The organism is Thermoanaerobacter kivui (assembly GCF_000763575.1).
Lineage (GTDB): Bacteria > Bacillota > Thermoanaerobacteria > Thermoanaerobacterales > Thermoanaerobacteraceae > Thermoanaerobacter > Thermoanaerobacter kivui.
The window spans coordinates 156,652-170,818 of the sequence record NZ_CP009170.1 but is presented as its reverse complement, the minus strand read 5'-3'; the positions used below and the strand labels follow the sequence as shown (position 1 = coordinate 170,818).

Sequence of the window (14,167 nt, the reverse complement as noted above, 5' to 3'; positions counted from 1 at the left end):
TTCCCCCAATGTTTTTCTTACTTCACCGTTACAATAACAGCAGATGACCCATTTCTTATAATATAGAGTGAATCTCCCGGATTTATAGAACTTATATTGACTGCCTGTCCATTTTTAATTATTACCGTTTTTGATACATCTACTGTATCAAGAGAAGTATTCAGATTCCAAACCCCATTTAATTCATTCCAATCATTTACATTATTTAGAGTTAACTTGGTACCATCAATAGATACAACATCAGCAGTAGACACTCTTTCTTGCCCCGTTGAATTCATAATGTTTATTGCAATAGCATTGTCTCCTTGTGATACCACATACACATGGGCAGAGGTGTATTTAGATTTTCCATATTTTACATCCAAAAGCTCTGTGTAGGGAATAACTTTTGAATCTTTATCTCTATTGTCAACTATATAAGTTTTATCTCCCACATAGAAAGTTTTTGTGCCTGCTACAATATTCCATTGATTGTTTTGTATAGCATAATACCCATATGCTTGATACCACCAACTTGTATATAAGTTACCAATAGTGATAGAATTTGATGTTGCACTGGTTATAAAACCTTTCGCATAGTAATATTCTGGATATACACTATCAATTACTGAGATGAAATTAGCATATAAGCTTCTATCCGTCTGGGAAAAAGATACATATACTTGTTTATTTCCTATAAGTGAAGTATAGGGTATCTTCATTCCATCTTTTAAAATAATTGTGCCGTCGTTTACAGTTACTTTTCTGCCATCATTTAATGTAAGAATCATCGATTGAGTATCAAAACTTGCAATGCCACTGTAACTCATTGTAAAACTTGGGGTTATGTTTATAAACGTAATCGAATCTGTTCCAAAGTGCTTCTCAACTGTAGCATATATTTGATTTCCTTTGTAATTTTTAAGGTCTTCTTTGCTGACCTCAAAGCCATTGTAATATATTTTAGCTTCATCTAAAGGATAATAAGCAAAATTATTTGCACTTTGCCATGTACCTTGATAATACTTTTCCACATTGTTTATTGAAATAGAATTGTTGGAAGCCAATAAACTTCCGAGATTTCCTCTTATGATATAGTAGACTTTGTGATATCCATTTTCTACTAATACCTTGATGGGTACATTTGTATAAGGGTCATCAAAATACAAATTTACATAGTCTCCCTCTTTTATTGAAGACAAAGGCACAGCATTTCCATTTTTTATAACAGGCACATCATAAGCAATAGAATAAAACTGTCCATTGTCTAATTTAATATTTATGCCATTATCTTGTTTATCTATAGCCATTATGCTTCCTGTTACTTGTCTTGAGCCTGTATCGATTTTCCCACTTCCCAAATCTTCATAATCAACATTTATTGCATAAGCCGTGTTACCATTAAGGTATACTGTGACAGTTTGACCATATCGTAAATCTTTTATAGAAGCAGGATAATCATTTATATAGATTTTTGTATTAGGGTTATAAGAAAATACATATTCAACTCCTGATTCAGATGTAAGTGTTATGTTAGAAGCTGATATGTCTTTTATCTCTCCGTACAAAGTGCTCTGAAATACAGGGTTTTTTTCAGCAAATATCACATTTTGACCGCTTATATAAAAATTCACATTATCCCCTTTTTCAATAGAATCAGAAAAAGAAGGAACTCCATTGCTAATAGTCAAAAAATCTGAATTATGAACTATTCCTTTTGAAGAATATGTTCGTTGAACCACAATATACTCATTTTGCCCTTTATTATTGAGAAGAACAAAAGTTTTCTTTATACTATTTTTCCCATCAACCTCTTCGTAAAGTATATCCTGCACTGTAGCATTTATTATTGAATAGCCCATTAAACTATACCCTAAGTTAAAAGCTCTACTCAAAACTGACGCCATCTGCTCTCTGGTTATGTTGTCTTTAGGTCCAAATTTACTATCATTGTAACCTGTCATTATTCCACTTTTTAAAACTGCTTCAATATATGGCATATAATCAGTATTAAAACTTTTAACATCCGAAAAAGCATAAACTTTTTGTAAATCTTTTCCGTAAATCGGCGCAAGATTCAATCCTTTTGCTATCCAATAAGCAACTTCCTCTCTTGTTGCATTTGCTGTAAAATCCAAAGCCATATCCTCTTTCCTCAAAAGATTATTTTTCGCTGCCACATCAACTATTCCTTGTGCCCACGAATCTACTTTGGGACCTGATTGAGAAGAAGCATTATTTTGCCCAGTCTGATTAGAATTAGCAGTAGGAGGGTTACTCCCCCCTACTGCAGTAGAGGAGGATATAGGTGTTTTTTGTACTTGTTCTTCCAGTCCCATTAGTCTTACAATATATGCTATTGCCTCTTCTCTTTTTAAATAGCTTTTAGGATAAAATTTTTGACTTCCTCCACCTCTAATAACTGAAAGAGCAGTCATTTTCATTATGTCATTTTTAGCAAAACTATTTTTTATATCTTTGAAGGACATATTGTAATAGATGCTTTGCACATTGTCCGTACCGTAATATACAGGATTGTCCGAAGCATAAGTATAAACACTATTTAAAACAAATAGAATTATTGTAAGTAAAATTGTAAATATCTTTTTCAACTTTCTCACTCCTCAATAAATAACAGCTAACCTGCCTGGATAAGATATATCACCTAATACATTATTCGATGCGCTATCTACCATCATATTTGATATGCCATCTCTGTTTATTGATAACCCCGTACATGGTACACTACTCATACAGGGAGTTATATACATGAGCTTTGAAAAGCTTATATTCCTATTGCCAAGTCTATTTTTATCGAAATTTAATGTTACAGTTATTTTATTGTAAAAATCTGGATAATTAGTTGTTTTATCTCCGTCAATTTTTTCATAACTTATGTCATAAATGTCAGATAATATCTTATAGCCTTTTGGCATATTCCTTGATATTTCGTCATAAGTTTTATCTGATAGCTTATTTATTGTTATTCTGTCATAATCTCCTGATAGGTAGAGGCTGTTAAGGGTAAATTTTATATTAAATCCAGGCATTATAACCCATATAGTAGTAGAGGTTTTATTTTTATATTTAGACGGTATATTTATAACCCATTTGTTTATATTTTTATATTTCTTGCCTGTCAAATCAATCGGCGTTCCGTTTAAAATGTCATCTCCCAATGTAATGACAAGTGTTCCATTCGCCGTCGCATAAGTTGTATCGTTTTTAGCTCCTGTAACAGAAGTGTCATATTTGCTGTTAGAAGAAGTATCAGTAGTAGCATAAGTGTATACAAAATCACTGGGCCCCAAATCATTTACAGCTCTCATGGCAAAGGAGTAAGTAGTATTTGGCAAAAGATTTGTCACGTAATACTCCAATTTATCTGTTGCAGCGATGAATTTGTAATCTGCCGAATTAGCTGTCTTACCATAGATTTCATAATATTTTGCTCCTTTTGCCTCTGACCAATGTAAATATAATGTATGGTCGTTACCGGCTATTGATTCGGCCCAAAAGCCTACTGGATTATCCGGTACTGTTTGCACATAGGTAAAACCTTGAGGCAAAACAGCATTTGCATAATCGGGATTTCTCACAATTACATCTACTTTTCCCTCTGCATGCCCTGGGGTTGTCACGACAATCGTGTTATAACTTTTCACAATTACATTATAAGCTTCTACATCTCCAAAAAACACCCTTGCTCCTTGTCTAAAGTCATTACCTGTTATGGTTACTGTTTCTCCTCCTTTTGTAGACCCTGTATTAGGAGTAATAGAAGTTATCTTCGGGTTGGACTCTGTAGCGATATACATAAATGCTTCCTTTAAAGTATAACTTCCTCCGTCATCAATATTAAACACTGTCACATCCACAAGACGGTCTAAGTCTTTCTGCGGGTCTGCGGCAGGAGTGATTACAGTAATAGTATCAGAGGTATTCGCAACTACTTTCGCTTCATAAGCATCAAAATATACTTTAACTTTTTCTCTAAAGTCTTGTCCCTTGATAGTTACATAAGTGCCCCCATTAATACTGCCTTTATTTGGAGTTATAGAAGTTATTAAAGGATGTGAGTTTGGAGATACATACTCTATTTTAAATACAGCAGTCCCTCCATCTGGATTTACCACCTTTAATTCCTTCATGCCTACTTTGTCCACTGGAGGAGCAGTAAATTTTATCATTGTACTGTCTACAACTTTTACATCCTGCACTAAAGCTCCATCAATATAAACAGAAGAACCCGGTACTACTAATTTGTCGTTATCATATACAGGAACTGCAAAATCACTTCCTATGATAATACTATAAGTTCCTCCAGCCTTATCAAACTTTGGAGGTATAACTTCTTTAATCTGAGGTTTCGATTGAATATAAGTATATCCATTGTCAATGTACCCAAGCCCTGCATCATAGTTTACAACAGTTACTCTGACTTTTCCAGGCGCGTTAGGAGGTGTAATAACTTTTAAAGTTCCATAATCAATATAAGTGACCTTCTCCGCTTTGACATTTCCAAAATATACTTCGGGGCCTATTGGATTGCCATTTTCATCTTTTAGTATATTTCCATTTTCGTCTTTAGAAATTCTAAAGTCTTGACCATATATGGTCACTTCTTGTCCTCCATAAGTAGAGCCGCTATTAGGTTCTATCTTTGTAATGACAGGCTGGCTGTTGGGCACAACATATGTAAACCCGCTTTCCCCTTCATGAAGTCCATAAGTATAATTGCCACCATCATAGTTTACAACAGTTACATAAGTTTTCCCTGGAACTCCTGGAGGAGTAGTAGCAGTTATCGTCTTTCCATCAGAACTTACAGTTACGTTTGTGGCTTTGTTGCCTCCTATAAATACTTCTGCACCCCTTCTAAAATCACTTCCTTCAATCAAGATAGAAGTACCACCCTTTACTGTACCAAAGTTCGGATATACAGAAGTTATTATTGGGCTACTTTCTGGTACAAGGAAATGAAACTTTTCGGGAGCCACAGCTTGAGCAGTATCAGGATTTACAACTTTTATATCGTAAAGGCCAGAGTACCTCATGTCAGGTATTATTCCTGTAATTGTCGTGTCATTTATTACATACACATTTTCAAGAACAGTATCTCCTATATAAGCTTTTGCTCCTTCGCTATCCCCAGCTTTCAGTGAAAAGTCGCTTCCAAAAATGTATATAAGCGTCCCTTTGCCGCCGTAATTAGGAACAACTTTAGTTATCTGGGGCTTTGTCTCAATCAAAAGATACTCAAATCCATCTACTAATGTCGCTGTACCGCCATCAGAAGGATTTACAACTTGAACTATTTTTTTGCCCAATGTCCCCGGTGGAGTAGTCGCATCTATTTCAGTATTGCCACTTAAGACTTTTGTGACGGTTGCCTGCACTCCATCTATTGTAACTATGCTTCCCTTTTCAAAATTGCTTCCCAAAATTTTGATAGGTGTGCCACCTTTTGTGGGCCCTTTATTAGGGTCAACGGAGGTAATAGTCGGATTCTTTTGAGTATCTTTTATCTCAAAAGCATTTTGCAAAGTCACACTTCCGCCTACAGTACCACTTATGCCATCGTAATTTTGAATTGTCATATCTTGCCATCCAACTGTATAAGGCACTTGTGTTTCAGGTACTATAGCTTTAATCTTTGTACCAATGTTAAGTTTCTTTCCATCTATTATATTGCCATCTTTGTCTTCAACAGAAATTACTTTTAATTGAATATTTCCAATTCTTACATCAGGATATTTAGGCATATACACCCCATCTATGACTGTCTGCCCTACATAAAAATCACTACCTATTATCGTAATTAGGTTACCACCGTATTTTGAACCAAAATTTGTAAAAATATTGCTTATAGAAGGAGCAGTATAGTAATAATAGCCTTTTGAGTAAATTGCAAAGCCTCTATTGGCATCCGCATCCTTATTTACAACTTTCACGTCTACATAACCCAAAGCAGTAGATGGTGGCGAAATAACTGTAAGCACTGACTTATTGTCTCCACCAGTTGTTAAATCTTTAACAGTAGCTAATTTATCCCCAAAGTACACTTTTACACCTGGCCTTATATCAAATCCCTGAATAATCACTGTATCTCCACCGGCACGGCTTCCTGAACTGGGTGATATGCTTAAAATTTGGGGATTTGAAGGCAATGGATTGTAAGTAAATTTTGTAGGTGGAGAACTCTGTTCAGAGTAGTGCATGACTACATTTCCATTAGCATCTTTTATAGTCGTTTCCACTGTAACAACCACATCTACTGGCATATCTTGTCCAGGGGGATTAAGTGTCACACTAGGAGACAACACATTCAAAGTTTGTTGTCCTGTTCCAGGATTGAATATGCTTTTTATCTGGGCTTTGTTACCGCCAAAAGTGACATAAAGTTTTCTTTCTCTGGAACCTTCTACTAAATTTCCTGTTGCAGGGTCTTTGTAAGTGTAATTTGTATTGGTATAAGTTATCTCTGTGTTGTCAGAATTAGCAGTGTAAGTAGACGGGTCATCGCTTCTTTGAAAATTAAATCCCCATAGTGTTACATCTGTGTTTCCGTTTTCATATCCGTGGTCGGGATTCATATCAACAACTACCATAGTATCTTCAACAGCAAGGTAAAAAAATCCATTTTGTTTGGTTACAGTATACCCTGTAATAGGGTCAACTAAACTCACATCCACAGGACCGGACTTACTGTAAGGAGGCGTAGTAACTTGTATAGCACGCTGATTTGCTGTAAGACCAGGCAAAGTGATACTTTGTACACTTTTTGCTACAACCCCACCGAATTTTACTATTAAATCTTCTCTTAAATTTTGTCCTACAATTATAACTTTTGTTCCTCCTGATACAGAACCTGCATTTGGAGTAATATTATCTATAGTAATTACAGCAGGTGTAGGTATTATTTTTAAAGCATTCACAAGAGTAGCAGTAGAACCGTCAGCTGCGACAATATCAATATTTTGATACTCAAGTGTCGTATCTTTAGGAGCAGGAACCTTTACAGTCATTTCAGTATCGCTTACTATATTTACATCTGAAGAATTTACAAGATTCGCTCCTACATACACTTTAAATCCGCTACCAAGAGTGGAAAAACCATGACCATATATAGTAATTGTATCTCCTACAATGACAGTATACTGAGATAATCCTGTTATGTCTTGATTTACAGCATAAATATTCGTTTGCACTGTATTAGAACGCCCACGGTATATATTTGTGACATTTACAGTGTATAAAGTTGTAGGGTCTATGTTAATGTTTTGAGGAATAGTCGTAATAAGCACAGAACCGCTTTGCGAAACAACTGAAGCTGTTTCTCCGTTGATCTGAGCTAATCCTATGTCGTTTAAATAACTTCCTTCCATTCTTATATATGACTTTGTAGTTCTGTTTATAATATTGCCATTGGAATCTTTGACAAGTGTAATAAAGTTATCAAGAGCTACTTTTGAAATATATGGGTTATTTATATATGTAAAGCCATTAAATATAGCTGCACTCTGTCCGTCACTTCGCTGAACTATTATAGTATAAGGAGTATCTGGGCTAAGACCAATTTTAGACGCTGGGGGAACTTTTGCATAAATTGTATTTTCATTTGCACTTAGTATTGTGAGCTTATTGGAATCTATGGGTGAATCAATGTAAACTGCACTGACAGAAGAGACTACATTGCCATTTGTGTCGTATGTAACAAAACCGCTTCCTGTAATTTTTATGTCAGTGTATTGGTCAACAGGACCTTTAGCAGGAGATGCCATTGTCCCATCTAATCTCAAAGAAGCTACCGATGTTATATTTGGAGAATATGCTCCATATGCTTTCGACATATTTCCCGGGAAAAGTGACAATATCATGCTTACAGCAATAGCCAATGACAAAAATCTCTTCATTCGACATGCTCCTCTCAGATTTATGAATAAATGGTAAAATGTTCTATGTGAAACAATTCTCAAAAACCCCTCTAATTTTATTTATCGGCATTTTAAAGGCTAAACTTTAGCAAAAACAAAAAAATAGCTGCTTTAAAGCAGCCTATATTGGGTTGGGGGTGCAGAATATATTAAATTTTATGGGGAAAAGGGGAATCATTCTTACAGTTTAAATTATATTACATTATTTTGGTACTTTAAATAGGACTTAAGTCTCATTTTTTGTTATTTTTATATCTTTTTATACATAAATCGACTTTTTTATTTTTCTTGTGCTATCACATATCCTATCATTTTATCTCCATCTAAATAGGCGTCGAACCGTCCTTCAAAAATTTTTACTCCTGTGTCGATATATGCCCCTTTTTTAAACCATTCTTCGTTAAAAATGTTATTTTCATATCCATCAAAAACTGGCATATACAAAATATTGTCTACATCTAAATCAGCAAAAAAGTGTGTACCATAAGAAAGTTCCGGCATAAAATCGCCATTTTTTATTCCAAGTTCTACAATCATAGCGGCATTAGATATCTCGTTGTATATAACAGGTACCCCTAAATAGGGATTGGAGGACCCCCATCTTCCTGGACCTACAAGAATGTATTTGTCTCCTATACTTTTATTGAGTCTACCTATTATTCTCGCAATTTCATGTTTATCTTTATACTGGCTATAAACTTCATGGTCTACGTATACTATATATCTTATGTTTTTCAAGATGCCATTTGTAAGCATCCTATCCCCTTTCAACAAGACACATTTTTTTTCAATATCCTTAGGAATGTGGACTTTTCTGAAACTTTCGTAAGAAGTCAATGGTCGTGTTTGAAGAAGATAAAATTCGCCTTTTTTTAAGTCATAAGTGAATTCAATATCAACCGCCATTTCCATCTCTTCTTCGAGATACTTAAATAGTTTAGAAATTATATTAAAAAATCCTTTATGCCTTCTGGGAAAATTTTCAAATGTAAAGATATATTTATTAGAGGCATCACTGCTATTTAGCATATTTATGTCAAAAATCGCATTTTCTCTTTTTGAATATATTTGAGCAATATCACCTATTTTTTCATGATAAGCTAAAAATTGCGGTGTTTCATTGATGTTATAAGTATCTACTTCTCCTGTGATTAAATTTAATACATCAAAAGCTTCTTGTGAATTTTTGGCAATTTCTTTAGGATTATTTCCTTCGGGCCTTAGTCTCAAATTAGTTAGAGAAAAAATTCTCGCATATCCTCTACCTGTACACTTTGTCCCTAAGCCAAAAACTAATCTCACAACTCCATCTTCTATTTTAATTCTGTCAGTCCACCGTCTGTAGTTTCGAGAGAAGCCTACTCCAGAAACCTCTGGATAAAAGTACATGCCTTTTTGTGAACCTATCAGTTGTTGCACAATTACCCCCATTAATTCTTTTTGATCAGGAGCATGTTTTCTCCTATATGCGACAGCATCTGGGCCATATACGCTTACATAAATCTCTTTAATAGCTTTTTCTAATTGTTTAAGCCTTTCTCTATCTGTACCTTTGTTAGGAATAAAAGTGGTATAATACTTGCCAGCGAAAGAATATTTTACATTATCTTCTAATAAAGAAGAAGACCTCACAGCTAAAGGATAATACATTTTATTTAAAATCTCTATCAGCATTTTTTTGTATTCTGGAGGAAATTTAGCTTCTCTAAATCTTATTTCTACTTCCTCATAAGGAGTATCTTCCGTTATATCATTCAAATTATTATAATCTAAAAACATTTGATAATAATCAGTAGCTATAAAAAAGCTTTCAGGTATTTTTACACTTTGCTTAAAAACATCGTTATATTTTTCTAATACTTCTTCTGCAAAACAAAGTCCCGAAGCTTTCCCTCCAATATGCCCTTCTCCAAAAATTCTCTCATTATTTTTTTTATTCAAGCGAGGATCATAATCTTTATATAATAAAGTCCCAGCCATTTTTTCACCGCCTATTGACATTTTAACTTTACACAAATTATAACATGAGAGTTTTTAGTAAACAACAAAAAACCTCCCACAAAATTTCTTTGTGAGAGGTAGATATTTCCATTCAGAAAATCTTACTCTTTATCTAAAGCTTCAACAGGATCGACATACTCTAAACCTTGAGCATCTGCAACAGGTTTGTATGTTACCATTCCTTTATAAACATTTAATCCTTTTAATAAAGCTTTATTCTCAAGTAGAGCCTTCTTATATCCTTTATTTGCTATTTCTAAAGCATAAGGCAATGTTACGTTAGTTAAAGCAAAAGTAGAGGTTCTCGGAACAGCTCCTGGAATGTTAGGCACAGAATAATGTACTACTCCATGTTTTATAAAGTACGGGTCTTTGTGAGAAGTCGTTCTATCACAAGTCTCTATACAACCACCTTGGTCTATTGCAACATCCACTATTACTGCACCTTTCTTCATCGTCTTTACCATTTCTTCTGTCACAAGCTTTGGTGCTTTTGCTCCAGGTATCAAAACTGCTCCTATCAACAAGTCAGCTTTTTTCACACTCTGAGCAATATTAAAACTATTTGACATCAAAGTTGTAACTCGTCCTCCAAATATGTCATCAAGATATGCAAGTCTTGCAGGATTTACATCCAATATTGTAACTCTTGCTCCCATCCCCACAGCTACCTTGGCTGCATTTGTACCTACTGTTCCCCCACCTATTATTACCACTTCTGCTGGCTCTACTCCTGGGACTCCCCCCATTACAATTCCTCTTCCTTCATTTATGTTGGTGAGAAGATAAGCTCCTATTGTCACCGACATCCTTCCAGCTACTTCACTCATGGGAGTCAAAAGAGGAAGAGCTCCATTATCTAGTTGTACTGTCTCATAAGCAATTCCTACCACTTTTTTCCTCAATAGAGCTTCTGTTTGTTGTTTATCAGGAGCTAAATGAAGATAAGTAAAAAGAACCTGTTCTTCTTTGAAATAGTCATATTCGCTTGGCTGCGGTTCTTTTACTTTCATTATCATATCTGCTACATCAAATACTTCTTTTGCAGTAGAAAGTATTTTAGCGCCAGCCTTTGCATATTCTTCATCAGTTATGCCACTTCCCATTCCTGCACTTTTTTCAATATATACTTCATGTCCATTTTTTATAAAAACTTCCACTCCCGCAGGAGTAATAGCCACACGAGCTTCTGCAGTTTTTATCTCTTTTGGGATGCCAATCTTCACACTATATCTCCCCTTTATTCATTTTTTATCAAAACCTTTTCAATATATTAATTCTACAAAAATGTCAAAAATCCTTCCACAAAAAATAGAAGTTATAAAAAATTTTAAAACATCAAAAACATAATGTTAACTTACTTAGTATTTCCCCCATCCTCTTCTATTTAAATACCTCATAAAAATTATCAATCTATCATAGAAAGGCTCAACACTATCTCGAAATCTCTCTTTTAACTTTTGCCCCATTTCATAGACATTTCTTTTCCCATCTATAAGATTCCATACAGTACTTCCTATTTCGTATAATTCCAAAGTAGTTGTCTCTGGTTTTTTTACAAAAAGTCTCACTAACCTTTCAACTAACTTGTTGTGATAAAATACAAATATGACTTTTCCGTTTTTATTTTTCCATTCTATTTTTTTGCTATAATGCGGAACAGAAAGCATAAAATTGTCGCTCTTTTTTTGTTTCTTTGCCATATTTTTATCACCCTTTAAATCAACACTCCCACCCAAAGGGTGGGAGCATTATACTTTATCCCTGACCTTTGTCCTCTTTACATGTATAAGTATAGAGGAACAACCCTACAAGCAAGAACATTGCTAATGAAAGCCAAGGTGCAAACCATGCAGTGTTCGTAGCCAAATTAGAAGCAAAGTCTATACTTATTTTTAAACCAGCAAATGTAGCAATGACAAGTCCTATTAAGGCATCTCCAGCGACAAGTCCAGAAACAATAAGAATACCTTTTTCTGTCTTCTCTTTGTACAATTTCTCGTCCTTTTTGTACCTTTGCTCCACAAACCATCTTATTATACCGCCGATGACAATAGCAGCACTGAGTTCAAATGGCAGATAAAGTCCTAATGCAAAAGGAAGCAGGAAGCACAGGAACATGCATCATTTCTGCCATTATACCCATAAATATACCCGCTACTAAAAATTTTTTCTACATGAAATAAAGGCGTCCAAATAACGCCTTTATTTTCTATATATGATTGCACCGAGATTTCTTAATTTTTCTTCCATTTTTACATATCCTCTATCAATATGATAAATATCATTTATTTCAGTTTTACCTTCCGCAATAAGTCCAGCTAATACAAGTGCTGCTCCTGCTCTTAAGTCAGTTGCTTTAACTTCCGCCCCTGTTAAATGATCTACTCCAGTGACAACAGCACTTCTTCCTTCTATCTTTATATTCGCTCCCATCCGTTTTAACTCATCTACGTGCATAAACCTGTTTTCAAAAACTGTTTCTATTATAACACTTGTTCCTTTTGCCACTGTCATCATTGCCATCATTTGCGCCTGCATATCTGTAGGAAAACCTGGATAAGGGAGGGTTTTTATATCAACTGCTTTATAATTTTTCACTCCTTTAACTCGCAGCCCCTTGGGCTCTTCCGTTATTTTAATTCCACACTCTGTAAGTTTTGCTATTATAGACCTCACGTGATCTACTATAACATTTTCTATAAGGACATTTCCGCCGGTCATTGCAGCTGCCACCATAAAAGTCCCTGCTTCAATTCTATCAGGTATCACAGTATGCTCAGCACCTTTTAACTTTTTTACTCCTTCAATTCTTATGGTGTCTGTCCCCGCGCCTTTAATATTTGCTCCCATTTTGTTGAGGAAATTGGCAAGGTCTACAATTTCCGGTTCTTCAGCAGCGTTTTCAATTGTAGTAACACCTTCGGCAAATACTGCTGCCATCATGATATTTTCTGTAGCGCCAACACTGGGAAAGTCTAAATAAATCTTTTTACCTGTAAGTTTTTTAGCTCTTGCTTCTACATAACCATGCCCTATAGTGATATCTGCTCCCAACGTTTGGAAACCTTTTAAGTGCAAATCTATAGGCCTCGAGCCAATGGCACAGCCACCCGGCATAGAAATTTTTGCATGACCAAGCCTTGCAAGTATGGGTCCCATCACCAAAAAAGATGCTCTCATTTTTTTTACTAAATCGTATGGCGCTTCAACGTCTTTAATATCAACCTTTATCTTTAACCTCTCATTTTCAAATTCACATATAGCACCAAAATGTTTAATTAGTTCTATCATGACATTGACGTCTTCTAATTTAGGTATATCATCTAACACCACTTCTCCTGAGGACAACAAAGATGCAGCGATTATAGGCAGGACAGAATTTTTAGCACCGCTTATCTTTACAGTTCCTTTAAGGGGTGGACTTTTTTCAACAATGAATTTCGTTGCTATCACCCTCTTTTTAATATTCTATCGCTATAATAGGCGTGGCAACCCATATATAAGTTTTATCGTCAAAAGAACTGTATCTTATTGCTACGTTTAAATTTATTTTTTCACTCCCCAGCTTAATATATTCCTTGATTTTGTCAGAATAGGCAGAAACGCTTGTTACATTCTCATCTTCCATACCTTCTACTTTTTGTGCATTAAGTTCATTAAGTACTAATTTAACTATACTACTATTTTTTTCTTTATTCAACTTCCCATTAAAAATACCTACAAAACACACTGCCATCTTAGTTTTTAGTTTTAACATTTTAAAAGAATTATTTATAAGACTTTTCTCTTTTAAAACATCGTCATATCCCTTAAGAAGATACTCGTCTATCAACATATATGTTTCGCTTTTTGAGCCATTTTTTAAAGTTTGTACTGCAATGTTTACCTGTCTGGTATTTTCCGCATATTCTACTCCCACTTGTCTAAAATTGTTTTCCTCAATGCGAGATATTTTTGCTTTATCTTTGTCAATATTCATAGCTTTTATCGCGACTTCGATATATTCATTCAACTTGTCAAAAGATGTAAAATCATTGTTAATCTTTGCCCATGCGTTTATATTCGCATATTGATATTTTGCACCAGTATTTAAAAAGCTTCTCTTTACAAGTTCTACATCATCATTAAAAGAAAGAAAAGCTTGCCTCTGGACACTTAATAAAGAAAACAAACCCACAAAAATTATTATTCCTGTAATTATTTTTTTAAACATACCTCATACCTCGCCATATATTTTTTACAAAAAG

The 14,167-nt window shown here is 34.7% G+C and carries 8 protein-coding genes; all 8 read right to left on the bottom strand.

Translation table 11 applies throughout. The features are described from left to right. Positions 1–17 precede the first annotated feature (17 nt). The 8 genes from TKV_RS00825 to TKV_RS00790 all read right to left on the bottom strand — a co-directional run bounded on the left by TKV_RS00825 (position 18) and on the right by TKV_RS00790 (position 14,133). The gene (locus TKV_RS00825; protein ID WP_049684365.1) at positions 18–2,591 is read right to left on the bottom strand and encodes an S-layer homology domain-containing protein; all 2,574 of its coding nucleotides are present in this window, start codon (positions 2,589–2,591) and stop codon (positions 18–20) included. Positions 2,592–2,603: 12 nt separating this feature from the next. Then, on the bottom strand, positions 2,604–7,895 hold the full coding sequence (locus TKV_RS00820) for an IPT/TIG domain-containing protein (protein ID WP_049684364.1): 5,292 nt from the start codon (positions 7,893–7,895) through the stop codon (positions 2,604–2,606). A gap of 300 nt (positions 7,896–8,195) precedes the next feature. After that, positions 8,196–9,896, bottom strand: a complete 1,701-nt coding sequence (locus tag TKV_RS00815; RefSeq protein ID WP_049684363.1) for a PEP/pyruvate-binding domain-containing protein — start codon at positions 9,894–9,896, stop codon at positions 8,196–8,198. A 122-nt stretch (positions 9,897–10,018) separates the two neighbouring features. Beyond that, on the bottom strand, positions 10,019–11,143 hold the full coding sequence (gene ald, locus TKV_RS00810) for an alanine dehydrogenase (protein WP_049684362.1): 1,125 nt from the start codon (positions 11,141–11,143) through the stop codon (positions 10,019–10,021). Positions 11,144–11,278: 135 nt separating this feature from the next. Beyond that, the gene (locus TKV_RS00805; RefSeq protein WP_049684361.1) at positions 11,279–11,620 is read right to left on the bottom strand and encodes a PqqD family protein; all 342 of its coding nucleotides are present in this window, start codon (positions 11,618–11,620) and stop codon (positions 11,279–11,281) included. A 55-nt stretch (positions 11,621–11,675) separates the two neighbouring features. Beyond that, positions 11,676–12,038 carry an OPT/YSL family transporter gene (locus tag TKV_RS00800; protein ID WP_049684360.1) on the bottom strand — a complete coding sequence of 121 codons (363 nt, stop codon included), beginning with the start codon at positions 12,036–12,038 and terminating at the stop codon, positions 11,676–11,678. Positions 12,039–12,122: 84 nt separating this feature from the next. Then, the gene (murA, locus tag TKV_RS00795) at positions 12,123–13,373 is read right to left on the bottom strand and encodes a UDP-N-acetylglucosamine 1-carboxyvinyltransferase (protein WP_049684359.1); all 1,251 of its coding nucleotides are present in this window, start codon (positions 13,371–13,373) and stop codon (positions 12,123–12,125) included. Positions 13,374–13,380: 7 nt separating this feature from the next. Further along, positions 13,381–14,133 (bottom strand): YwmB family TATA-box binding protein, encoded by a 753-nt coding sequence (locus tag TKV_RS00790; RefSeq protein WP_049684358.1) that lies wholly within the window; start codon positions 14,131–14,133, stop codon positions 13,381–13,383. Positions 14,134–14,167 lie beyond the last annotated feature (34 nt).